Annotated in this window: 23 protein-coding genes and 1 other annotated feature; all 23 genes read left to right on the forward strand. The window is 44.5% G+C overall.

Annotated elements, in window-relative coordinates:
- Positions 1–43 precede the first annotated feature (43 nt).
- The 23 genes from ispD to fusA all read left to right on the forward strand — a co-directional run bounded on the left by ispD (position 44) and on the right by fusA (position 23323).
- Positions 44–748 (forward strand): 2-C-methyl-D-erythritol 4-phosphate cytidylyltransferase, encoded by a 705-nt coding sequence (gene ispD / locus QFZ80_RS35585; protein ID WP_307563382.1) that lies wholly within the window; start codon positions 44–46, stop codon positions 746–748.
- On the forward strand, positions 745–1230 hold the full coding sequence (gene ispF, locus QFZ80_RS35590) for a 2-C-methyl-D-erythritol 2,4-cyclodiphosphate synthase (RefSeq protein WP_171642867.1): 486 nt from the start codon (positions 745–747) through the stop codon (positions 1228–1230). The genes ispD and ispF overlap by 4 nt, the downstream gene beginning before the upstream one ends.
- Positions 1231–1261: 31 nt before the next feature.
- The gene (gene gltX / locus QFZ80_RS35595; RefSeq protein ID WP_307563383.1) at positions 1262–2716 is read left to right on the forward strand and encodes a glutamate--tRNA ligase; all 1455 of its coding nucleotides are present in this window, start codon (positions 1262–1264) and stop codon (positions 2714–2716) included.
- 347 nt (positions 2717–3063) lie between these two features.
- Positions 3064–3735 carry a serine O-acetyltransferase gene (gene cysE, locus QFZ80_RS35600; protein ID WP_373460318.1) on the forward strand — a complete coding sequence of 224 codons (672 nt, stop codon included), beginning with the start codon at positions 3064–3066 and terminating at the stop codon, positions 3733–3735.
- Positions 3716–5116, forward strand: a complete 1401-nt coding sequence (gene cysS, locus QFZ80_RS35605; RefSeq protein ID WP_307563385.1) for a cysteine--tRNA ligase — start codon at positions 3716–3718, stop codon at positions 5114–5116. The genes cysE and cysS overlap by 20 nt, the downstream gene beginning before the upstream one ends.
- The gene (locus tag QFZ80_RS35610; RefSeq protein ID WP_307550517.1) at positions 5113–5544 is read left to right on the forward strand and encodes a Mini-ribonuclease 3; all 432 of its coding nucleotides are present in this window, start codon (positions 5113–5115) and stop codon (positions 5542–5544) included. The genes cysS and QFZ80_RS35610 overlap by 4 nt, the downstream gene beginning before the upstream one ends.
- A gap of 41 nt (positions 5545–5585) precedes the next feature.
- The gene (rlmB, locus tag QFZ80_RS35615) at positions 5586–6326 is read left to right on the forward strand and encodes a 23S rRNA (guanosine(2251)-2'-O)-methyltransferase RlmB (RefSeq protein WP_057304275.1); all 741 of its coding nucleotides are present in this window, start codon (positions 5586–5588) and stop codon (positions 6324–6326) included.
- A 4-nt stretch (positions 6327–6330) separates the two neighbouring features.
- Positions 6331–6843: an NYN domain-containing protein gene (locus QFZ80_RS35620; protein ID WP_307550516.1), complete on the forward strand. Its 513-nt coding sequence runs from the start codon at positions 6331–6333 to the stop codon at positions 6841–6843.
- Positions 6844–6962: 119 nt separating this feature from the next.
- Positions 6963–7607 (forward strand): RNA polymerase sporulation sigma factor SigH, encoded by a 645-nt coding sequence (sigH, locus tag QFZ80_RS35625; RefSeq protein WP_028557511.1) that lies wholly within the window; start codon positions 6963–6965, stop codon positions 7605–7607.
- Positions 7608–7831: 224 nt separating this feature from the next.
- A complete protein-coding gene (gene rpmG / locus QFZ80_RS35630) occupies positions 7832–7981 on the forward strand; it encodes a 50S ribosomal protein L33 (protein ID WP_079418041.1) in 150 nt (49 codons plus the stop codon).
- Between the two features lie 19 nt (positions 7982–8000).
- Positions 8001–8213, forward strand: a complete 213-nt coding sequence (secE, locus tag QFZ80_RS35635) for a preprotein translocase subunit SecE (RefSeq protein WP_307563388.1) — start codon at positions 8001–8003, stop codon at positions 8211–8213.
- A gap of 24 nt (positions 8214–8237) precedes the next feature.
- Positions 8238–8771 carry a transcription termination/antitermination protein NusG gene (gene nusG / locus QFZ80_RS35640; RefSeq protein WP_057304273.1) on the forward strand — a complete coding sequence of 178 codons (534 nt, stop codon included), beginning with the start codon at positions 8238–8240 and terminating at the stop codon, positions 8769–8771.
- Positions 8772–8873: 102 nt separating this feature from the next.
- On the forward strand, positions 8874–9299 hold the full coding sequence (rplK, locus tag QFZ80_RS35645; RefSeq protein WP_028557508.1) for a 50S ribosomal protein L11: 426 nt from the start codon (positions 8874–8876) through the stop codon (positions 9297–9299).
- Positions 9300–9420: 121 nt separating this feature from the next.
- Positions 9421–10113, forward strand: a complete 693-nt coding sequence (gene rplA / locus QFZ80_RS35650) for a 50S ribosomal protein L1 (protein WP_307550515.1) — start codon at positions 9421–9423, stop codon at positions 10111–10113.
- A gap of 54 nt (positions 10114–10167) precedes the next feature.
- Positions 10168–10322, forward strand: a sequence feature (ribosomal protein L10 leader region).
- A gap of 66 nt (positions 10323–10388) precedes the next feature.
- Positions 10389–10898 (forward strand): 50S ribosomal protein L10, encoded by a 510-nt coding sequence (gene rplJ, locus QFZ80_RS35655; protein WP_307550514.1) that lies wholly within the window; start codon positions 10389–10391, stop codon positions 10896–10898.
- Positions 10899–10952: 54 nt separating this feature from the next.
- Positions 10953–11318, forward strand: a complete 366-nt coding sequence (gene rplL / locus QFZ80_RS35660; RefSeq protein ID WP_029196469.1) for a 50S ribosomal protein L7/L12 — start codon at positions 10953–10955, stop codon at positions 11316–11318.
- A 145-nt stretch (positions 11319–11463) separates the two neighbouring features.
- Positions 11464–12060 carry a class I SAM-dependent methyltransferase gene (locus QFZ80_RS35665; RefSeq protein ID WP_307550513.1) on the forward strand — a complete coding sequence of 199 codons (597 nt, stop codon included), beginning with the start codon at positions 11464–11466 and terminating at the stop codon, positions 12058–12060.
- Between the two features lie 382 nt (positions 12061–12442).
- Positions 12443–15982, forward strand: coding sequence for a DNA-directed RNA polymerase subunit beta (gene rpoB, locus QFZ80_RS35670; protein WP_307563391.1), 3540 nt, complete (start codon positions 12443–12445; stop codon positions 15980–15982).
- Between the two features lie 69 nt (positions 15983–16051).
- Positions 16052–19672, forward strand: a complete 3621-nt coding sequence (gene rpoC, locus QFZ80_RS35675; protein ID WP_307550511.1) for a DNA-directed RNA polymerase subunit beta' — start codon at positions 16052–16054, stop codon at positions 19670–19672.
- Positions 19673–19861: 189 nt separating this feature from the next.
- Positions 19862–20113 (forward strand): ribosomal L7Ae/L30e/S12e/Gadd45 family protein, encoded by a 252-nt coding sequence (locus QFZ80_RS35680; protein ID WP_307563393.1) that lies wholly within the window; start codon positions 19862–19864, stop codon positions 20111–20113.
- A 161-nt stretch (positions 20114–20274) separates the two neighbouring features.
- Positions 20275–20694, forward strand: coding sequence for a 30S ribosomal protein S12 (rpsL, locus tag QFZ80_RS35685; RefSeq protein ID WP_028557500.1), 420 nt, complete (start codon positions 20275–20277; stop codon positions 20692–20694).
- Positions 20695–20738: 44 nt separating this feature from the next.
- Positions 20739–21209, forward strand: coding sequence for a 30S ribosomal protein S7 (gene rpsG, locus QFZ80_RS35690; RefSeq protein ID WP_028557499.1), 471 nt, complete (start codon positions 20739–20741; stop codon positions 21207–21209).
- Positions 21210–21247: 38 nt separating this feature from the next.
- Positions 21248–23323 (forward strand): elongation factor G, encoded by a 2076-nt coding sequence (gene fusA, locus QFZ80_RS35695; RefSeq protein ID WP_307563395.1) that lies wholly within the window; start codon positions 21248–21250, stop codon positions 23321–23323.
- The last annotated feature ends 35 nt before the right edge of the window (positions 23324–23358 follow it).

A 23358-nucleotide genomic window follows, 5' to 3' on the forward strand; every position in this document is an offset into this window, starting at 1 on the left:
TACGAGAAAGCTTTCTATCAGAAAGCACTTAGTTGGAGGTCATATGGGGAAGCTAGGAGTTATCATCGTGGCAGCGGGCAAGGGCTCGCGAATGGGAACGGCTGAAAGTAAACAATACTTACAACTGGGACACAAGCCAATTCTGGTACATACCTTGCAATTATTTCAAAACATACATGAAGTGGATGAAATCATTCTCGTTGTTGGGGGAACTGATGTAGATCGCTGTAGAGGCTTTGTACAGGACCATGCTCTTTCCAAGGTCACTCATGTGCTAGCAGGAGGCGCCGAACGTCAAGATTCCGTTAGACGGGGGCTGGACTCCTTACAGAGGGATACAGCGTGGGTGCTCGTTCATGACGGTGTTAGGCCTTTCGTGAAAAAAGAACATGTGTTCGATTGCCTAGTGAAAGCGCAAGAACAGGATGCAGCTGTGCTGGCTGTTCCTGTTAAGGATACGATCAAAATCGTAGATACCGAGAAACGAATTCAATCTACACCTGATAGACGAAGCTTGTGGGCGATCCAAACGCCGCAAGCTTTTCGGTTTTCCCTTCTACAGGAAGCGCATGAACGGGCTCTTCAGGATGATTTCATGGGGACGGACGATGCGATGTTAGTGGAACGAATAGGAACGACGGTGCATGTGGTCGAAGGGGACTATTATAATATTAAGATTACGACACCGGAAGATTTGCCATGGGCAGAGTGGATACTACACAACGTAAGGGGAGAGGGACAGCTATGATTCGCGTAGGACAAGGATTTGATGTTCATCAGTTGGTGGAAGGCCGCAAGTGCATTATTGGAGGCGTGACAATTCCTTATGAAAAAGGGCTGCTCGGTCATTCCGATGCCGACGTACTGCTGCACGCTATTAGTGATGCTATTCTGGGCGCGCTAGGGTTAGGCGATATCGGAAAGCATTTCCCGGATACGGCTGCAGAGTTCAAGGATGCGGACAGTCTGGAATTGTTGAAGCAGGTTTGGCAGTTGGCTAAGGACAAAGGTTATCACCTTGGGAATACGGACTCTACCATCATTGCACAGAAGCCCAAAATGGCGCCGTACATCCCGCAGATGGTAGAAATTATTGCCGCTGCGCTAGATGCTAAGCCGGATCAAGTCAATGTGAAAGCTACGACGACGGAACAGCTTGGTTTCACGGGTCGAGGCGAAGGTATTGCTGCGCAATCGGTTGTTTGTTTAATTCGAGATGTGCTAGAATAGCAGGTAATATTGGGGAGAAGAGGGTACACACATGAATCAGCCTTTACGTGTGCGTTATGCACCTAGTCCGACTGGACATTTACATATTGGCGGTGCTCGTACAGCACTGTTTGATTATTTATTGGCGCGTCGTCATGGCGGTGCGTTCGTTGTTCGTTTTGAAGATACGGATCAAACGCGTCACAAAGAGTCGGGAATTGAAGATCAGCTGAATGGTCTAAGATGGCTTGGTTTAGAGTGGGATGAGAGCGTTGATATCGGGGGGCCGTACGGTCCTTATCGTCAGATGGAACGACTGGATATTTATAAGACGTATCTCGATCAATTGGTTCAGAGCGGCCATGCTTACCATTGCTATTGCTCGGAAGCGGATTTGGAGCAGGAGCGGGCAGAGCAAGAGGCGCGTGGTGAGATAGGCGGTTACTCTGGCAAATGCCGTAATTTGAGCGCTGAGCAGGTTGCTGCTTATCAAGCTGAGGGACGTATCCCTTCGACTCGTTTCCGTGTTCCGGAAGACCGGATTATCGGCTTTAAGGACAAGGTGCGTGAGTATGTTGAATTTGAATCCAATGGGATTGGCGATTTCATCATTGCGCGTGCCGATGGCATTCCAACCTATAATTTTGCTGTCATTGTCGATGATCATTTGATGAAAATCAATCTGGTTATTCGCGGTGAGGAACATCTGTCCAATACACCAAGACAAATTCTCATGTACGAAGCACTGGGACTTCCTGTACCTAACTTTGCTCATTTGGCGCTTATCTTGAATCCAGATCGCAAAAAAATGAGTAAACGCGATGAGTCCATCATCCAATTTATTGAACAGTACAGGGAGCTAGGCTATTTGCCGGAGGCTGTCGTTAACTTCATTGCCCTGCTCGGTTGGTCTCCTGGCGGCGAAGAAGAAATGTTCACGAAGGAAGAACTTATTGCCCAGTTTGATTTGGATCGAGTATCCAAAAGTCCGGCTGTGTTTGATATGGATAAATTGAATTGGATGAACAATGCTTATTTGAAAAAGGCCCCGCTCTCCCGTGTGGTCGAGCTAAGTGTGCCTCATCTGCAAAAAGCTGGATACATCCAAGGTGATTTGGATGCAGCAGGGCAAGAGTGGGTAACGGCACTCGTAGGCCTCAATCAAGAAAGAATGCGTTTCGCGGCAGAGATCGTCGAGCTATCGAGTATTTTCTTCAAAGAAGAGCTGGTTATCGATGAGGAAGCTTCTGCTGTATTGAAAGAGGAGCATGTGCCTGTTGTGCTAGCTAGCTTCCTGACGCAAGTCGAGCAAGCGGAAGCTTTCACCGTAGAAGCCATCCCTGGTTTGCTGAAACAAGTGCAGAAGGATACGGGCTTCAAAGGGAAACAACTGTTCATGTCGATTCGTTCTGCGCTAACGGGACAAGTACACGGACCAGACTTAAATGTGTCCCTTTACTTACTTGGCAAAGAAAAAGTCGCATCACGTCTAAGGAACTTATTGTAAAACGGGTTTCTTTTCGCTATACTTAGTTCAATATCGAATGCAATGATCAGGAGAGTACGTTTAACTAGGGATTTATCAGAGAGGATAATCGAAGCCGTGAGGCTTTGGCTGTGAGTTATCCAATTCCTGTAATCGGAAATGCACCTAGGAGCTGCCGCGCCGAATACTCACAAGAGTAAGGTAGGCGCAGCCGGAATACCCACGTTACGGGATCTTAAGTTGGGAGACTTCCGAGTCACCAAGCAGAGTGGAACCGCGATAACTACGCCTCTGCAGCCATATGGCTGCAGGGGCTTTTTTTAGTTGATAAGAATACTTGTATGATTTTCTACGAAGAAGGTGAGAACATGTGGGCAACGATCAAATCTGATATATCCGCCGTATTCGATAACGACCCGGCTGCACGCAGCTGGTTTGAGGTTGTTTTTACGTATTCTGGGCTTCATGCGATTTGGTCCCATCGAATCGGCCATTGGTTTTACAAGCGGAGGATGTATACCCTCGCTCGTATCGTTTCGCAGTGGAGCCGATTCATGACAGGGATTGAGATTCATCCGGGTGCAACGATAGGGAAAAGACTGTTTATTGATCATGGCATGGGTGTTGTTATCGGGGAAACCTGTGAGATTGGTGACGATGTCATCTTATACCAAGGCGTAACCTTAGGGGGTACGGGTAAAGAAAAAGGTAAGAGACATCCAACTATTGGCAATAATGTAGTTATTGGCTCGGGTGCCAAAATTCTCGGTTCTTTCCTTGTAGGCGAAAATTCACGTATTGGTTCTAATGCGGTAGTCATTCAGGAAGTTCCTTCAAATAGCACCGTCGTGACTATCCCTGCTAAACTTGTGAAGCGGGACGGGGTTCGTGTCAATCGCTTGGACCACGGGAACTTACCTGATCCCATTGTTGATATATTTCAGGAATTACAGCAGCAGATTAACAATTTAAAACAGCAACTTGAACAAGAACGCCTTAAGAATGGAGAAACGAGAGAACATGACACTCAGAGTGTATAATACGCTAACGCGGAAAAAAGAAGAATTCGTTCCAATTGAACCAGGCAAAGTGAAGATGTACGTTTGCGGGCCTACTGTGTATAACTATATTCATATTGGCAACGGCAGGCCGGTTATTTTCTTCGATGTAGTCCGTCGCTATTTGGAGACTCAGAAATATGAAGTGACCTATATTACGAACTTTACCGATGTGGATGATAAAATGATTCGTAAAGCCGAGGAGTTGGCTGTTACCGTTCCAGAGCTTGCAAAAACATTCATTCAAGCTTTTTTGGACGATGTCAAAACGCTAGGCGTTCACGATGCTACTTTGAATCCGCGTGTGACGGAGAACATCCAGGAAATTATCGATTTCATTGCTGCTCTCGTTGAGAAAGATTTCGCCTACGAGGCCCGCGGTGACGTTTATTATCGAACAAGCAAATTTACAGAGTATGGCAAGTTATCCAATCAGAATCTGGAAGAGCTCCAATACGGTATTCGTATTGAAGTAGACGATCGTAAAGAGAGTCCTCAGGATTTTGTTCTGTGGAAAGCGGCTAAACCGGGAGAAATCTATTGGGATAGCCCATGGGGTCAAGGCCGTCCAGGCTGGCATATCGAATGCTCCGCCATGGTGCGCAAATATTTGGGTGAAACCATTGATATACACGGTGGGGGCCAAGATTTGACATTCCCGCATCATGAATGTGAAATCGCTCAGACGGAAGCTGTAACGGGGCATCCGATGGCTAATTATTGGCTGCACAATGCCTTCCTAAACATTGACAATGAGAAGATGTCCAAGTCACTTGGCAACGGGATACTTATTCGTGATCTAGTTAAACAAATCAAACCGCAAGTATTCCGTTTCTTCATGTTGTCAGCGCACTATCGCAATCCGCTGAATTTCAGCGATGAGAGTTTGAAACAAGCCTCCAATGCGTTAGAACGTATCCAGAATGCTTATGACAACTTGAAGCATCGACTTGCTACTGCTTCTGCGACTAGTGAAATAGAATCAGTATTAACAGATCGACTAGCTGCGATTGCGAACCAGTTTGATGACAAGATGAACGATGATTTCAATACTCCGGATGCTATTACGGCGGTATTTGACCTTGTTGCTGAAGCGAACCTGTACTTGCAACAGGAGCGGGTAAATGCTGTCGCGCTGCAGCTTTTCTTAGATCAACTGCAAGCGTTCGATCAAACCTTAGGGATTCTTTCGCAGCAAACGGATGAGCTGTTAGATGAAGAGATTGAGCAGCTAATTATCGAACGGACTGAATCGCGTAAGTCGAAGAACTGGGCCCGCGCGGATGAAATTCGTGACCTGCTCACAGAGAAAGGGATATTCCTTGAGGATACACCACAGGGAATACGCTGGCGCCGTAAATGAGCGAGTCCATCCATGATGCTGCCAACCTTTTTATTTTCCCGCCATCTAAAAGTCCCCATTTACTGAATCCGCTTGTATTGGCTTATATAGGGGATGCTGTATATGAAGTGTACATCAGGCAATATGTCATTTCAGGACTTAACCATCGGCCGAACCATTTGCACAAAGCATCGACGGGATACGTCTCAGCCAAAGCGCAATCCAAATTGTTGGAAGCTTTGATGCCGATGCTATCGGAAGAAGAAGTAGACATGGTAAAGCGGGGACGCAATGCCAAATCAGGTACTACAGCCAAAAACGCGGAAGTGCTGGAATACCGGCACAGCACCGCGTTTGAGTGCTTAATTGGATATTTGTACTATAAACAATCATTTGAGAGATTGAAGGAAATATTAGACTTTGCAATTGCTTACAAGCAGAACAAGTAGCTTTAACTAACGAGGATTGTATACTTTTAGGAGGAACAGGAATGGATGAAGAATATATCGGCGGGAAGCACTCCGTTCTGGAGGCGCTTCGTGCAGGTCGGACGATTAATAAAATATGGATCGCAGAGAGTGCTCAGAAGCAATTCGCAGGTCCTATTGTAGCGGAAGCCAAAAATGTAGGCATCATCGTTCAGTTTACGGACAAGCGCAAGCTGGACCAAATGGCTGAAGGACTACAACACCAAGGGGTTGTAGCGCAAGTTGCTGCCTATGAGTATGTCGAAGTAGAAGATATTCTAGCTAAGGCTAAAGAGCTTGGGCAAGAACCCTTTATTCTGATTCTTGATGAGATCGAGGATCCGCATAATCTAGGTTCGATCCTGCGAACAGCAGATTGCACAGGTGTCCATGGCGTCATTATCCCTAAGCGCCGTTCCGTTGGACTTACGGCTACGGTTTCGAAGACTTCAGCTGGCGCCGTTGAATATGTTCCCGTTGCACGAGTGACGAATATTGCGCAGACGATTGAGAAATTGAAAGAGCAAGGAGTTTGGGTCGCTGGAACGGATGTAACTGCTGCTCAAGATGTGTATAAAGCCAACTTTAGTATTCCAATAGCTCTTGTTATCGGGAATGAAGGTAAAGGTGTTGGTCGATTAATTAAAGAGAAATGTGACTTCTTAGTAAAGCTTCCGATGGCGGGACATGTGAATTCTTTGAATGCGTCCGTTGCCGCGGGTGTATTGATGTATGAAGTGGTTAGACAGCGAAATAAGAGTTAAATGCATGGAACAGTTTCTGATTGTTGATGGCTACAATATTATTGGCGCTTGGCCGGAGCTGAGTAAGCTGAAGGACACGGATCTGGAGGGCGCTCGGGATCAGTTGATTCATATGCTGGCGGAATATCAATCCTACTCGGGTATGAAGGTATACCTTGTTTTCGATGCCTATATGGTACCTGGACTTGGTAAGAAGTATGTGCAGAGCAAGCTAACTGTACTTTATACCAAAGAGAAGGAAACGGCAGATGAACGGATCGAACGCCTGGTCACGAATCTGATGGGAAGGCGCAAGCAAATTTACGTAGCCACCTCGGATATGATAGAGCAGCATGTCATTTTCGGTAAAGGAGCTCTTCGAATGCCCGCTGGTGAACTGCTAGTCAAAATCAAACAGAATCGCAAAGAAGTGCGAGAACGTATTCATCCTGAATCTTCATCTAAGCGTAATCCGTTCGAAGGTAAACTGAGCAATGAGCTCAAAGAGCAGTTTGAACGGTGGCGAAGAGGAGAGTGAATCCTCCAAATGCTAGAAATGGTGCGGTTCCCCGTTGACGTTGTGAGTTTTCTTCATGTATACTTAACCTAAACTTTTATTGTGAATCTGGGTAGTCCTGCAGGCCGGAGGGATTGTTGGTGAGTGTCGACCTCAAAGAACTGAGAATGTATGATTATGACCTCAAGCCAGATGAAGACATTGTCGAAGCAGTCCGTGAAGGCAGTAGCGAAGCGTTGGAATACCTTATCAATAAATATAAGAATTTCGTACGTGCCAAAGCACGTTCTTATTTTTTGATAGGTGCAGACCGAGAAGACATTGTGCAGGAAGGTATGATAGGTTTATATAAATCTATTCGCGACTTCCGAGGAGACAAGCTTGCTTCATTCAAAGCCTTTGCTGAACTGTGCATCACGCGACAGATCATCACGGCGATCAAAACAGCAACGCGTCAGAAGCACATTCCTCTTAATTCCTACGTGTCACTGGACAAGCCTATCTATGATGAAGATTCTGATCGTACGCTGCTTGACGTTATTAGCGGTTCCCGGGTTACAGATCCTGAGGAGCTTGTAATCAATCAAGAAGAGTTTACGGGCCTTGAAGATAAAATGGGAGAGATATTAAGTGACCTAGAGCGCAGGGTACTGATGCTCTATCTCGATGGCAGATCGTATCAAGAAATTGCCGTTGATCTCGATCGTCATGTGAAGTCTATTGATAATGCTCTTCAACGTGTTAAACGCAAGCTTGAACGTTATCTAGAAGTCCGAGATTTGTAGGAAGTACCCGCGCCGCTTAAGCTGTGCGGGTGTTTTTCTTTGGGAGAATGTTTAACAATTGTCTAGAGAGTCTATACTGGTGATACTCTCGTATTTATGAGACTTCTGTCTTGACACCCTATTGCGGGTTGTGATAAAGTATTTCAGGTAGCCCTAAAAGTCGCTTTCTTTTTGACGCGCTTAGAAGGGCTTTAATTAGAAAGTGTCTGTAGGAGGTGTACATCATGCGGGTCATCATCACATTAGCGTGCACAAATTGCAAACAAAGAAACTATGCATCCACTAAAAATAAGCGCAACAATCCCGACCGTATTGAGTTGAAGAAATATTGCAAATTTTGCAATGAACATACTGCTCATCGCGAGACTAGGTAGTTCTTTGGAGGTGTAGTTTGTGGCGTTCTTGGCTAGAATGAGACAAAGCTTCGGATCCACTTTTTCCTTCTTCACCGACAGTTGGTCAGAACTCAAAAAGGTCAAGTGGCCAAGTCGCAAAGAGATGATTACCTATACGCTTGTCGTTATTGGTACCGTAACTTTTGTTGCCATCTATTTTTTTGTGCTGGATCTAGGAATTTCTGAGTTGCTGCGCCTTGTTTTTAAATAAACAGGACTATAGGTGAATTTATTCATGGAAAAAAGATGGTACGTCGTACATACCTATTCAGGGTATGAGAACAAAGTGAAAGCCAACCTAGAGAAACGTGTTGAATCTATGGAAATGACGGACAAGATCTTCCGTGTGCTTGTGCCTATGGAAGAAGAACTGGTAAACAAAGACGGCAAGAAAAAAGTCGTCATGCGTAAAGTTTATCCAGGTTATGTCCTCGTAGAAATGATTCAGACGGATGACTCTTGGTATGTCGTGCGTAATACGCCAGGAGTAACTGGATTTGTAGGTTCTACAGGATCCGGCTCTAAACCGACTGCATTATTACCTGAGGAAGTTGAATCTATCTTGAAGCATATGGGTATGGAAGAACCGAAGGAGAAAATCGACTTCGAACTCAAAGAAACCGTACGCGTCAAGGTGGGGCCTTTCGCAAACTTTGTCGGCTCTGTTGAAGAAATTATTGCTGACAAGGGTAAACTTAAGGTACATGTCAACATGTTTGGTAGAGAAACCCCGCTTGAGCTCGATTTCGACCAAGTGGAAAAGCTATAAAACAAGACAACCAAGGGTTTCTACCAGGTCTATTCCTCGGGATAGACCTTCGTTAGTGGGATGGCAAAGAGATCCCATATTAAAAGCAAGGAGGTGTCTATCATGGCAAAAAAGGTTATTAAAATCGTGAAGCTTCAAGTTCAAGCTGCGAAAGCAAATCCAGCACCACCGATCGGTCCAGCATTGGGTCAAGCAGGTGTGAACATCATGGCTTTCTGTAAAGAGTTTAACGCTCGTACTGCTGATCAAGTTGGTCTTATCATTCCGGTTGAAATCACAGTATTCGAGGATCGCTCTTTTACATTCATCACTAAAACGCCTCCGGCTGCAGTTCTTCTTCGCGTCGTTGCTGGTATCGAAAAAGGATCCGGTGAACCAAACAAAAAGAAAGTTGCAACTGTGAAACGCGCTAAAGTTCGCGAAATCGCTGAACAAAAAATGCCTGACTTAAATGCTGCATCCGTTGAGGCTGCAATGCGTATGGTTGAAGGTACTGCTCGCAGCATGGGAATCGTCATCGAAGATTAATTCCGCAAGGAATGCGGTTAAACGATAAGCGCAAGCTGTCGAAGTGGGTTTTCTTCGAGAAAACTCTTCAGCCGCTCGGTGGGAGGATTATCCGCTAATACCACTAAGGAGGATATTTAAAATGCCTAAACACGGTAAAAAATACCGCGAAGTATCTCAGCTTGTAAATGCTGAAGCTTTGTATGATCCGTCAGAAGCAATCGAGCTTGTTAAGAAAACAGCTACTGCTAAATTTGATGAAACTGTAGATGTTGCAGTTCGTCTGGGTGTTGACCCAAGAAAACAAGATCAGGCTGTTCGTGGTGTCGTTGTACTACCACACGGAACTGGTAAAACGAAACGTGTACTTGTATTTGCTAAAGGCGAGAAAGCGAAAGAAGCTGAAGCAGCTGGTGCAGATTTTGTTGGTGATGCTGACATGATCAACAAAATTCAACAAGGTTGGTTCGAATTTGACGTTTGCGTAGCTACTCCGGACATGATGAGCGAAGTTGGTAAACTGGGTCGTATCCTCGGGGGTAAAGGTTTAATGCCAAACCCTAAAGCAGGAACAGTTACTTTCGACGTTACCAAAGCTGTTCAAGAGATCAAAGCAGGTAAAATCGAGTACCGTCTTGACAAAGCAGGCCAAATCCATGCTCCACTTGGCAAAGTATCTTTCGATGCTGATAAGTTGAACGAAAACTTCAAAGCATTGGTTGATGCACTTGTAAGAGCGAAACCAGCAGCTGCTAAAGGTGTTTACCTGAAAAACATTGCTGTATCCTCCACAATGGGTCCAAGCGTTCGTGTTAACCTGCAATCCTTTAGATAAGTAAAAGCTTCCAGTTGACTTCGGTTGCTGGGCGTGATACTCTATCAAAGGTCATAAAAATGAATATGCAAACCGTAGACAGTAGGTGCCAACGTGCTTAATTTCCTACCGAGGTGTTATGATATATATAGCGATTTCTTTGTACATCAGGGAAAAAGTGAACACATCATGCCTTCGTAGCGTCTACGAAGGCATTTCTTATTTTAGATAAGGAATGCTGATGCTCCTACTGTTTGCGATCTTGAAAGATAAATGCATAAGAAGTGAGGTGTACTATGGCAAACGCGAAAATTCTTGCACAGAAAGAACAGGCAGTAGCTGAAGTAACTGAAAAGTTTAAAGCTAGTGCTTCTACAATCATAGCAGACTACCGCGGTTTGAACGTAGCTCAAGTAACGCAGCTGCGCAAAACCTTGCGCGAAGCTGGTATTGAATTCGTAGTTCTCAAGAACTCGTTGGCTAGACGCGCATCGGCAAATGCTGATTTAAGCGCATTGGATGAGTACCTAACAGGTCCAACTGCTATTGCTTTCAGCAATGACGATCTAGTCGCTCCAGCGAAAATCTTGACTGAATTTGCGAAAAAGAATGAACAATTGAGCGTAAAAGGCGGCGTGGTCGAAGGCCGCGTAGTTGGATACGATCAAATCAAAGCACTTGCTGAACTTCCATCCAGAGATGGTCTTCTCTCCATGTTGCTTAGCGTTCTTCAAGCTCCAGTTCGTAACTTTGCACTTGCTGTTAAAGCAGTTGCTGAGAAAAAAGAAGCTGAAGGTCAAGCTTAATTTTGTTTTACAACAACAACCACAAAATATATGAATGATAATGGAGGTTTAACCATGAGCAACAATGCAACGATCCTAGAAGCAATCAAAGGCATGACAATCTTGGAATTGAACGACCTGGTTAAAGCAATTGAAGAAGAGTTTGGCGTAACAGCAGCAGCTCCAGTAGCAGCTGGCGGTGGCGCAGCAGTAGCAGTTGAAGAAGCTCAAACTGAGTTTGATGTTATCTTGACTAGCGCTGGCGCATCCAAAATCAACGTAATTAAAGTAGTTCGTGAAATCACAGGTCTTGGCCTGAAAGAAGCGAAAGACTTGGTTGATGGAGCTCCTAAAGCAGTTAAAGAAAAAGTTAGCTCCGAAGAAGCAGAAGCTGTTAAAGCTAAGCTTACTGAAGCTGGCGCTTCCGTAGAAGTTAAGTAATCTTTCAATAGGAAACCTCTTGAAGCTTGACTTCAAGAGGTTTTTTTAACCGTTATAAGTTTAGGTTTTTACCCTTAGGAAAGCCTTAGGAACGCTCTCGTTATTTGATTTTCCTAAAGGTAAAAGTGAAGGAGGAATTCATAACGTGTCAGAGCATTACTATACGGAGCGACCGACGGTTAAACGAGATGTCCACACTACGCAGGAAGTGCTGCGTGGTAAAACATATACGTTCCTGACGGATGCGGGTGTCTTTTCAAAAAAAGGTGTCGATTATGGTAGTAAGCATTTAATTGAAACTATGGAGCTGCGCGAGGATGCTAAGGTTCTTGATGTAGGGTGTGGGTATGGTCCTATTGGGCTAAGCGCTGCTGTCATGTGTCCGAAAGGGCATGTGACAATGGTCGACATCAATGAGAGAGCAATCGAGCTTTCAGCTGATAATGCGAAGCGTAACGGAATTACGAATGTGACCATCCTCCAAAGTGATCTCTTGGAACAAGTGAAGGGGCAGCGATTTGACGCGATTTTAACCAATCCGCCGATTCGTGCCGGCAAGGAAGTCGTTCATCGCATCTTTACGGATGCTTATGATTGCTTAGTTGACGGCGGGTCTATCTGGGTTGTTATTCAGAAAAAGCAGGGTGCTCCATCGGCCATGAAAAAACTCGAGTCTTTGTACAGTGAAGTTACAGAGGTATCCAAAGATAAAGGGTACAAAATTCTCAAAGCCACGAAGTAATCGAAAGCTTATTGAAGTGGGATGAAGTCTTTGTTGACAATCGAGGGAATTTGTTTGACTTGACATTTCACATGTGGTATTATTAAAAAATGTCAGTATTAAGATGGGACACATGTCTTTAGTTAACAAAAATGTCAAGTGTTTTTTTCTTCCTGGATGAATAAAATTTGAACTTGTAACGTATAATGTTTGAATTTTAGGAAACTCTAACAGGATGGGAAGAAATATTTGGAAAAGTCTTATTGATTACAGGGAAAAACCTTCCTTCATACAGTCGCTTAATTCGGACGGGCTCCACTAACGGAGGCGTCCTGAGTGTACGTCGGTAGAAGTTTTTCTTCTTCTTTTTATTTATTGAGTAGAGTTGAGGGGTGAATGAAAGTTGGCGGGACATCTTGTTCAATTTGGACGACGTAAACGCAGGACTTATGCACGAATTAATGAGGTGCTGGGCATTCCAAACCTGATTGAAATCCAGCAAAAATCGTATGAGTGGTTTTTGGAAGAAGGACTTCGCGAGATGTTTCAGGATATCTCTCCGATCCAGGATTTTACAGGTAACCTAGTACTGGAGTTTATTGACTATAGCTTAGGAGAGCCTAAGTATTCAGTTGATGAATCCAAAGAACGCGACGTAACCTATGCGGCGCCGTTAAGAGTCAAAGTCCGTTTGATTAATAAGGAAACCGGTGAGGTCAAAGAACAAGAAGTGTTCATGGGGGATTTCCCTATCATGACTGACACGGGAACGTTCATTATTAACGGTGCGGAGCGTGTAATCGTCTCCCAGCTCGTTCGTTCACCCAGTGTTTATTATAGCACGAAAGTGGATAAAAACGGCAAAAAAACATATACCGCAACCGTCATTCCGAACCGTGGAGCCTGGTTGGAACTTGAGACTGATGCGAAAGATATCATCTATGTTCGTATCGATCGTACGCGTAAAATTCCAGTAACTGTCCTTCTTCGTTCATTAGGATTTGGTACAGATGCTGAGATTTTGGATTTGCTGGGTGACAATGAATACATCCGTAATACGCTCGATAAAGATAACACGGATTCTACGGAAAAAGCGTTAATCGAAATCTATGAGCGTCTTCGTCCGGGCGAGCCTCCTACACTAGATAATGCTAGAAGCTTGATCGTTGCTCGTTTCTTTGATCCGAAGCGTTACGATTTGGCCAATGTAGGTCGTTACAAAATTAACAAAAAACTTCACATCAAAAACAGATTGTTCAATCAACGTTTGGCTGAAACATTGGTAGACTCCGAGACTGGAGAAATCATTGCTGAAGCAGGGCAATTGCTTGATCGTCGTGTTTTAGATGAAATCCTTCCTTTTATTGAAAAAGGTGCAGGGTATAAAGAATTTACGATTCCTAAAGGTGTAACGGGCGCGGATACGATTCCAGTTCAGTGCATCAACGTTTATTCACCAACAGAAGAGGGCAAGGTCGTTAAAGTTATTTCTAACGGTGTTATTGATAAAACTGTCAAAAACATCACGCCTGCCGATATTATTTCATCCATTAACTATTTCATCAATTTGCTTCACGGTATCGGAAATACGGATGATATTGACCACTTAGGTAACCGTAGACTTCGTTCTGTAGGTGAATTGCTGCAAAATCAATTCCGTATTGGTCTTTCCCGTATGGAACGTGTTGTTCGTGAGCGTATGTCGATTCAAGACGCGAATGTGATAACGCCACAAGCGTTAATCAACATTCGACCTGTTATCGCATCGATCAAAGAGTTCTTCGGTAGCTCACAACTTTCTCAGTTTATGGACCAAACGAATCCACTTGCTGAATTGACGCACAAAAGACGTCTGTCTGCACTCGGACCCGGCGGTTTGACGAGAGAGCGCGCAGGTATGGAAGTTCGTGACGTGCATCACTCTCACTATGGCCGTATGTGTCCAATTGAGACGCCAGAGGGACCGAACATTGGTTTGATCAACTCATTGTCTACGTTTGCTCGTATTAATGAGTATGGCTTCATTGAGGCGCCATATCGTTGGGTAGATCCGAAGTCAGGACTTGTAACTGACCAAATCGCTTACCTGACAGCAGACGAAGAGGATAACTATGTTATTGCTCAGGCGAATGCACAATTGACGGAAGATAATAGATTCGTTGAAGACGCAATTATCGTTCGTTATAAGGATGACAACTTAACACTTCCGGTTGAACGTGTCGATTACATGGACGTTTCTCCGAAGCAAGTTGTTTCCGTGGCAACGGCGTTAATTCCGTTCCTTGAAAATGATGACTCCAACCGTGCGCTTATGGGTTCAAACATGCAGCGTCAAGCGGTTCCGCTTTTGATCCCGAAAGCACCTCTTGTAGGAACAGGTATGGAGCATAAGGTCGCTAAAGACTCAGGAGTATGTATTGTCTCCAAATTCGATGGAATTATTGAGAAAGCTGCTGCGAATGAAATTTGGCTGCGTCGCCAAGAATTGGTCGATGGTAAGCTAGTTAGCGGCAACATCGTCAAATATAAACTTCACAAATTCATGCGTTCTAACCAAGGAACGTGCATCAATCAACGTCCGATTGTCAAAAAAGGCCAATTGGTTAAAGCAGGCGATATTCTTGCAGACGGACCTTCAACAGAACAAGGTGAATTGGCGCTTGGACGTAACGTTGTCGTAGCCTTCATGACTTGGGAAGGTTACAACTACGAGGATGCGATCTTGCTTAGCCAAAAGCTTGTGAAAGAAGATGTATACACTTCTATTCACATCGAGGAATACGAGTCCGAAGCTCGTGATACGAAGCTGGGACCGGAAGAAATCACACGTGATATCCCGAACGTTGGGGAAGATGCACTGAAAAATCTTGACGAGCGTGGTATTATCCGTGTCGGTGCCGAAATCGGCGCAGGCGATATCCTTGTTGGTAAAGTAACACCTAAAGGTGTAACAGAACTGACAGCGGAAGAAAGATTGCTGCATGCGATCTTCGGTGAGAAGGCCCGTGAGGTTCGTGATACATCCCTTCGCGTACCGCATGGTACAGACGGTATTGTTGTAGACGTGAAAGTATTTACTCGTGAGAACGGCGATGAGCTGCCTCCTGGTGTGAACCAACTCGTTCGTGTCTATATCGCACAAAAACGGAAAATTTCCGAAGGCGATAAAATGGCAGGACGTCACGGTAACAAAGGGGTAGTTGCACGTATTCTTCCGGAAGAAGATATGCCTTTCCTTCCAGATGGTACACCGGTTGAAGTTGTATTGAATCCACTAGGGGTTCCTTCACGGATGAACATCGGTCAAGTGCTTGAAGTTCACTTAGGTATGGCTTCCAAATACCTGGGTATCCATGCTGCAACGCCAGTATTCGATGGAGCGCGTGAGTATGACGTGTTCGATGCGATGGAAGAAGCAGGTATGCAGCGTAGCGGTAAAACGATTCTGTACGATGGTCGTACAGGCGAATCGTTCGAACGCGAAGTTACTGTAGGCGTCATGTACATGATTAAACTGGCGCACATGGTTGATGATAAAATCCATGCCCGTTCCACAGGACCTTACTCCCTTGTTACTCAGCAGCCGCTGGGTGGTAAAGCGCAGTTCGGTGGACAACGTTTCGGGGAGATGGAGGTATGGGCACTCGAGGCTTATGGAGCTGCTTATACACTGCAGGAAATTCTTACAGTGAAGTCCGATGACGTTGTAGGCCGTGTGAAAACATATGAGTCTATCGTTAAAGGCGAGAATGTTCCAGAGCCAGGTGTTCCTGAATCATTCAAAGTTTTGATCAAAGAGCTTCAAAGTTTAGGTATGGATGTTAAAATCCTGTCCGGCGACGAAGAAGAGATCGAAATGAGAGAAGCCGACGATGACGACGAAGTCACTAGCGATAAATTAAACCTAAACTTAGAGGGCTCTGAATTAGGAGTCAACGAATAAAGAACACCACAATAGATCGAGAACGATTCACTGCATAGTGGGTTTAAATTCTTAAAGGAGGGTTGCTCCTTGATGGACGTTAACAACTTCGAGTTTATGAAAATCGGCTTGGCATCACCCGATAAAATTCGCTCTTGGTCCCGTGGGGAAGTAAAGAAGCCGGAAACGATTAACTACAGAACCTTAAAGCCTGAGAAAGAAGGTCTTTTCTGCGAAAAGATCTTCGGACCTACCAAAGATTGGGAATGTCATTGCGGTAAATACAAACGAGTTCGTTATAAAGGCGTTGTTTGTGACCGTTGTGGCGTTGAAGTAACACGTCAAAAGGTACGTCGTGAGCGCATGGGTCATATTGAACTTGCCGCTCCGGTATCTCACATTTGGTACTTCAAAGGCATTCCAAGCCGTATGGGGCTTGCACTAGATATGTCTCCAAGATCGTTGGAGGAAATTATCTACTTCGCTTCCTATGTGGTAACTGATCCAGGGGATACACCTTTGGAGAAGAAACAACTGCTTTCCGAGAAGGAATACCGGAGCTATCGCGAGAAGTACGGTTATGCTTTCCAAGCGGGTATGGGTGCGGAAGCCGTTAAAAAGCTTCTAATCGACATTGATATCGAGCGTGAAGTAGATACACTCAAAGAAGAACTCAAAACAGCGCAAGGTCAACGTCGTAATCGTGCGATTAAGCGTTTGGAAGTTATGGAAGCTTTCCGTAACTCGAAAAATTTACCGGGTTGGATGGTACTGGATGTACTTCCTGTCATCCCTCCGGAGCTTCGTCCGATGGTACAGCTTGATGGTGGCCGCTTCGCGACTTCTGACTTGAATGATCTGTATCGCCGCGTTATCAACCGTAACAACCGTTTAAAAAGATTGCTCGACCTGGGCGCTCCAGATATCATTGTTCAAAATGAGAAACGGATGCTGCAAGAGGCGGTTGATGCTCTTATCGACAACGGTCGTCGCGGTCGTCCGGTAACAGGCCCTGGTAACCGTCCTTTGAAATCCCTCAGCCACATGCTGAAAGGTAAACAAGGACGTTTCCGTCAAAACTTGCTCGGTAAACGTGTTGACTATTCCGGTCGTTCCGTTATCGTTGTAGGTCCTAACCTGAAGATGTACCAATGTGGTCTTCCGAAGGAAATGGCACTTGAGTTGTTCAAGCCTTTCGTGATGAAAGAGCTTGTAAATAAAGGTTTAGCCCATAACATCAAGAGTGCAAAGCGTAAAGTTGAGCGCGTAAGTCCAGATGTTTGGGATGTTCTTGAAGAAGTAATTAAGGAGCACCCGGTTCTTCTGAACCGTGCCCCTACGCTGCATAGACTTGGTATTCAAGCTTTTGAACCGATTCTGGTTGAAGGCCGCGCTATTAAGCTTCATCCGCTCGTTTGTACAGCTTACAACGCTGACTTCGACGGTGACCAAATGGCCGTTCACGTACCATTGTCTTCTGAAGCTCAAGCCGAAGCTCGCTTGCTCATGCTGGCGTCAGGTAACATCTTGAATCCGAAAGACGGTAAGCCTGTTGTTACGCCTTCACAGGATATGGTTCTGGGGAGCTTCTATTTAACAACAGACAACAAATTCGCTAAAGGTGCTGGTTCTATTATTAGAACAGTGCATGAAGCAGTTTCTTCCTACCAATCGGGCAAAATGGCCCTGCACGCACGGGTTGCTATTCCTGCAAAAGCATTGAACAAAGTTAGTTTCACTGAGAAACAGCAAAATGCAATTTTGATCACGACGATCGGTAAAATCATTATGAATGAGATTTTCCCTAGCGACTTCCCATTCATTAATGAACCAACGAAGACGAACCTATTGAGCGGAATTCCTGATGCTCACTTTGTTTTCGAAAAAGGTGCTGATCTTAGAGCTATTATGTTGGAACGTGAAGAGAACAAAGCGGTAGGTAAAGAATATCTCGGTTCGATCATTGCTGAGTGTTTCCGTAAATACCACACAACTCAAACGTCCATGATCCTTGATAAAATTAAAGAGCTTGGATTCACGTACTCCACCAAAGCGGGTATTACCGTAGCTGTCTCTGACGTTGTCGTTCCTACTGAAAAAGTAGCAATCCTCAAAGAATGTGAAGAGAAAGTACGTGTAGTTACGAACCAATATCGCCGTGGTTTGATTACAGATGAAGAGCGTTATGACCGTGTTATTGCGATCTGGAGTAAAGCGAAGGATGAAATCACAGATATTTTGATGAAATCCCTTGATAAATACAACTCTATTAGCATGATGGTTGAATCCAAAGCCCGGGGTAATAAATCTCAGATTACACAGCTTGGCGGTATGCGTGGTTTGATGGCGAATCCATCCGGTAAAATTATGGAGTTGCCAATTAAATCGAACTTCCGTGAAGGCTTGACAATCTTGGAGTACTTTATTTCCACGCACGGAGCGCGTAAAGGTCTTGCCGATACAGCGCTACGTACAGCTGACTCCGGTTACCTGACTCGTCGTCTCGTTGACGTTGCACAAGATGTTATTGTTCGCGAAGATGATTGTGGAACAGATAAAGGCTTCATGGTTAGCAAAATTCAAGATGGTAAAGAGGTTATTGAAGATCTCTATGACCGTATTGAAGGTCGTTATGCTTATGAAACCCTTCGTCATCCGAAAACTGGTGAAGTCATTGTTCAACGCAATGAACTTATCGAATCGGGTATTGCGGATACAATTATTGAAGCAGGTATCGAGAAACTTCAAATTCGTTCCGTTCTTAGCTGCCGCACCAATCATGGTGTATGTAAGAAATGTTACGGTCGTAACTTAGCTACTGGCCAGTTTGTTGAGGTTGGTGAAGCAGTTGGTATTATCGCTGCTCAATCCATTGGTGAGCCAGGAACACAGTTGACGATGCGTACGTTCCATACCGGTGGTGTTGCCGGAGATGATATTACGCAAGGTTTGCCGCGTATTCAAGAGCTCTTCGAAGCTCGGAATCCGAAAGGTCAAGCGATCATTTCCGAAATTGATGGTACTGTCAAAGAAATCCGTGAAGCTAAGGACCGTCGTGAGATCGAAGTCCAAGGGGAAGCGGAATCCAAGGTTTATGCGGTTCCTTACGGATCACGTGTCCGTGTCTCACTGAATCAACAAGTCGAGGCTGGAGATGAGCTGACAGACGGATCTATCGATCCGAAAGAGATGCTCCGCATCAAAGGTATTCGCGGCGTGCAGAACTACATTCTGCAAGAAGTACAACGCGTATATCGTAACCAAGGGGTAGAAATTAACGATAAACATATCGAAGTTATGGTTCGCCAAATGTTGCGGAAAATCCGTATTGTTGACGCTGGAGATACAACGCTTCTTCCTGGTTCCTTCGTAGACATTCATGAATATGAAGCAGCCAACAGAGTTGCCTTGTTCGCTGGTAGCGAGCCTGCTGTTGCAAGACCTATCTTGCTCGGTATTACGAAAGCGTCCCTAGAGACTGATTCCTTCCTATCTGCAGCGTCTTTCCAAGAAACGACACGTGTCTTGACGGATGCAGCTATTAAAGGCAAGGTTGACCAATTACTTGGTCTTAAGGAGAACGTTATTATCGGTAAGCTTATTCCTGCAGGTACGGGTATGCCTCGTTACCGGAATATCCGTATTACGGATCCGAACGAAGTGCTTGTACAAGATGAAGATCTTGAAAAAGAGACTGTCACTGTTGAATAGATTTGCTATGTAATCATGAGGGATAGCCACTTTATAATAAAGTGTGCTGTCCCTTTTGATATACTTTTACTATTCTAGTAAGAATAATAAAATATTAGAAGTTATTCCTTGACAGCAGAAGTTCAAAGTGCTAATATATCGGAGTGTGCCTAAGTTGATATTCTTTCCTTTCTTTGAAGGGGGTGCCTTATGTCTTATGATAAAGTCAAACAGGCAAAGAATATAAGTGTAGGTACGAAGAAAGTTACAAAAACAGTCGAACAAGGTAAGGCAGTCGAAGTTTTTGTTTCCAAAGATGCAGATCCGCGATTGACGATAAATCTGGTAACTCTCTGTACGCAGAAGGGTGTACCTGTTACCTATGTGGATTCTATGAAATTGCTAGGTAAAGCATGTGGAATTGAAGTTGGAGCTGCGGTAGCAGCTGTTGTAAATGAATAAGCGCTAAAGACGTTTTTGTTAGTGGTTATAGCCTAATCAGTACTAGTGACTTTTGCAGCTATCCATGGCAAGGACTTTCTCTTTGCTCATTTATGACTCGCCTGGATCTGTGGGCTTGTAAGAAGAACATCATGTTATGAATGTAGGGAGGAGGTGGCGATATGCCAACAATTAACCAACTAGTACGTAAAGGTCGTCAAGCGAAGGTGGATAAGTCTAAATCACCAGCTTTGCAAAAAGGTTTTAACGCTTTGAAAAGAGAAGCAACGGATTTGAGTGCACCTCAAAAACGTGGTGTCTGCACGCGTGTAGGTACTATGACTCCTAAGAAGCCTAACTCCGCACTTCGTAAATATGCACGTGTTCGTTTAACGAACCGCGTAGAGGTGACAGCTTACATTCCAGGTATCGGTCACAACCTGCAAGAACACAGTGTTGTATTGATCCGTGGAGGTAGAATTAAAGATCTTCCAGGGGTACGTTATCACATCGTGCGTGGTGCGCTGGATACTTCCGGTGTTAACAACCGTAAGCAATCCCGTTCCAAATACGGTACTAAACGTCCGAAAGTTAAAAAATAAGAGATAATAATCAGGGATGATTCTTATAAGAAAGGGGGATAACTATGCCTCGTAAAGGTCCAGTTACTCGCAGAGACGTATTGCCAGATCCAATTTATAATAGCAAACTAGTTACTCGTCTTATCAATCGCATTATGGTTGATGGAAAAAGAGGGGTAGCACAAACCATTCTATACAACGCTTTTAACCTCGTGAAAGATCGTACAGGTAAAGAGCCGATGGAAGTGTTTGAAGCTGCTATCAAAAACATTATGCCAGTACTAGAAGTTAAAGCTCGCCGTGTTGGTGGAGCAAACTATCAAGTGCCTATCGAAGTAAGACCTGATCGTCGTTCGACATTAGGCTTGCGTTGGTTGGTTAACTACTCACGTCTACGTGGTGAGAAGACGATGGAAGAAAGATTGGCTTATGAAATCATCGATGCTAGCAACAGCACAGGCTCTTCCGTTAAGAAACGTGAAGATACACACAAAATGGCTGAAGCTAATAAAGCATTCGCTCACTATCGTTGGTAGAATTATAAATCAATTTCAGAAAGGAGACATAACGACCTATGGCTAGAGAGTTCTCCTTAAAAAACACACGTAATATCGGGATCATGGCTCATATCGATGCTGGTAAAACGACAACAACAGAGCGCATTCTGTACTATACAGGTAAAGTTCACAAAATCGGAGAAGTGCACGAAGGTGCAGCTACGATGGACTGGATGGAGCAGGAACAAGAGCGCGGAATCACGATTACTTCCGCCGCTACAACTGCGCAATGGGAAGGTCACCGCATCAATATTATTGATACCCCGGGACACGTTGACTTTACCGTTGAGGTAGAGCGTTCCCTTCGTGTGTTGGATGGAGCAGTTGGTGTATTTAGTGCGAAAGAGGGCGTTGAGCCTCAATCGGAAACAGTTTGGAGACAAGCTGATAAATACAACGTTCCACGTATTGCTTACGTAAACAAAATGGATATCATCGGTGCTGACTTCTTGCAAGTTGTTGAATCCATGCGTCAAAAGCTTGGTGCAAATGCAGTAGCTATTCAACTTCCAATCGGTGCTGAGAATGAATTCAAAGGCATTATCGACTTGGTTGATGAAGTTGCTTATATGTACAAAGACGACCTTGGTAAGGATATCGAGAAAATCGAGATTCCTGCTGAGTTCAAAGATCAAGTTGCAGAACTTCGTTTGGAATTGATTGAGAAAGTTGCTGAGCTCGATGAAGAGCTTACAATGAAGTATCTTGAAGGCGAAGAAATTTCTGTTGACGAAATCAAAGCAGCTCTGCGTAAAGGTGTCTGTGAAGTGAAAATCTTCCCAGTTATCGTAGGGTCTTCTTACAGAAACAAAGGTGTTCAATTGATGTTGGATGCGGTAATTAGTTACCTGCCATCACCTCTTGATGTACCTGACATTAAAGGTGTACTTGACGATGGTACTGAAGTGGTTCGTAAGTCTGCTGATGATCAACCTTTCTCAGCGCTTGCATTTAAAATCATGACAGATCCTTTCGTTGGTCGTCTTACGTTCTTCCGTGTTTACTCTGGTACCTTGAACTCCGGTTCCTATGTGTCCAATGCGACTAAAGGAAAACGTGAGCGTGTTGGTCGTATCCTGCAAATGCATGCGAACAGCCGTCAAGAAATCAGCATTGTATACGCTGGTGACATTGCCGCGGCCGTTGGATTGAAAGATACAACGACTGGTGATACACTTTGTGATGAGAAAAATCCAGTTATTCTTGAGAAAATGGTCTTCCCTGAACCGGTTATCCAGCTTGCTGTTGAACCGAAGACGAAAGCCGACCAAGATAAAATGGGTATCGCATTGCAAAAACTTGCTGAAGAAGATCCGACTTTCCGTGCTTCCACAGACGAAGAAACAGGACAAACGATCATCGCAGGTATGGGTGAGCTTCACCTTGAGATCCTCGTTGACCGTATGCTTCGTGAGTTCAAAGTAGAAACCAATGTTGGTAAACCGCAAGTAGCTTATCGTGAAACGTTCCGTGCATCAGCTAAAGTTGAAGGTAAATTCGTTCGTCAATCCGGTGGTCGTGGTCAATACGGACATTGTTGGGTTGAGTTTGAACCTCAAGAAGCTGGTACAGGTTTCATTTTCGAAAGCAAAGTAGTGGGCGGATCTATTCCTAGAGAATATATCGCACCTATTCAAGCTGGTATCGAAGAGTCCATGAAGAATGGTGTAATCGCAGGATTCCCGCTCGTGGATATCAAAGCTACAGTTGTTGATGGATCTTACCATGATGTTGACTCCAATGAAATGGCGTTCAAAATCGCAGGTTCCATGGCACTTAAAGCAGCTAAAGAAAAATGTAAACCGGTTCTTCTTGAGCCAATCATGAAGGTTGAAGTTACTGTACCAGAAGAGTACATGGGCGATGTTATGGGTGACCTTAACTCCCGTCGTGGACGTATTGAAGGTATGGATAACCGTCATGGCGCGCAAATCATCCGTGCTAAGGTGCCTTTGTCCGAAATGTTTGGATATTCCACAACACTTCGTTCGAGAACACAAGGCCGTGGTGTTTACTCCATGGAACTTTCACATTATGAAGAAGTACCTAAGTCCATTGCAGAAGAAATTATTGCAAAAGGCAAAGGCGCTTAATATAAAACTATTAGTCACTCTAAGGAGGAATCGTT

The sequence above is a fragment of the Paenibacillus sp. V4I7 genome (assembly GCF_030817275.1).
GTDB lineage: Bacteria > Bacillota > Bacilli > Paenibacillales > NBRC-103111 > Paenibacillus_E.

What these genes read in the sequence shown, in the direction of transcription:
- rpsL (WP_028557500.1), top strand. Translation starts at nt 20,275, where the DNA reads ATGCCAACAATTAACCAACTAGTACGTAAAGGTCGTCAAGCGAAGGTG.
- rplK (WP_028557508.1), top strand. Translation starts at nt 8,874, where the DNA reads ATGGCAAAAAAGGTTATTAAAATCGTGAAGCTTCAAGTTCAAGCTGCG.
- rpsG (WP_028557499.1), top strand. Translation starts at nt 20,739, where the DNA reads ATGCCTCGTAAAGGTCCAGTTACTCGCAGAGACGTATTGCCAGATCCA.
- ispF (WP_171642867.1), top strand. Translation starts at nt 745, where the DNA reads ATGATTCGCGTAGGACAAGGATTTGATGTTCATCAGTTGGTGGAAGGC.
- rlmB (WP_057304275.1), top strand. Translation starts at nt 5,586, where the DNA reads ATGGATGAAGAATATATCGGCGGGAAGCACTCCGTTCTGGAGGCGCTT.
- cysE (WP_373460318.1), top strand. Translation starts at nt 3,064, where the DNA reads ATGTGGGCAACGATCAAATCTGATATATCCGCCGTATTCGATAACGAC.
- fusA (WP_307563395.1), top strand. Translation starts at nt 21,248, where the DNA reads ATGGCTAGAGAGTTCTCCTTAAAAAACACACGTAATATCGGGATCATG.
- ispD (WP_307563382.1), top strand. Translation starts at nt 44, where the DNA reads ATGGGGAAGCTAGGAGTTATCATCGTGGCAGCGGGCAAGGGCTCGCGA.
- QFZ80_RS35680 (WP_307563393.1), top strand. Translation starts at nt 19,862, where the DNA reads ATGTCTTATGATAAAGTCAAACAGGCAAAGAATATAAGTGTAGGTACG.
- QFZ80_RS35610 (WP_307550517.1), top strand. Translation starts at nt 5,113, where the DNA reads ATGAGCGAGTCCATCCATGATGCTGCCAACCTTTTTATTTTCCCGCCA.
- QFZ80_RS35620 (WP_307550516.1), top strand. Translation starts at nt 6,331, where the DNA reads ATGGAACAGTTTCTGATTGTTGATGGCTACAATATTATTGGCGCTTGG.
- rplL (WP_029196469.1), top strand. Translation starts at nt 10,953, where the DNA reads ATGAGCAACAATGCAACGATCCTAGAAGCAATCAAAGGCATGACAATC.
- rplJ (WP_307550514.1), top strand. Translation starts at nt 10,389, where the DNA reads ATGGCAAACGCGAAAATTCTTGCACAGAAAGAACAGGCAGTAGCTGAA.
- nusG (WP_057304273.1), top strand. Translation starts at nt 8,238, where the DNA reads ATGGAAAAAAGATGGTACGTCGTACATACCTATTCAGGGTATGAGAAC.
- rplA (WP_307550515.1), top strand. Translation starts at nt 9,421, where the DNA reads ATGCCTAAACACGGTAAAAAATACCGCGAAGTATCTCAGCTTGTAAAT.
- cysS (WP_307563385.1), top strand. Translation starts at nt 3,716, where the DNA reads ATGACACTCAGAGTGTATAATACGCTAACGCGGAAAAAAGAAGAATTC.
- rpmG (WP_079418041.1), top strand. Translation starts at nt 7,832, where the DNA reads ATGCGGGTCATCATCACATTAGCGTGCACAAATTGCAAACAAAGAAAC.
- gltX (WP_307563383.1), top strand. Translation starts at nt 1,262, where the DNA reads ATGAATCAGCCTTTACGTGTGCGTTATGCACCTAGTCCGACTGGACAT.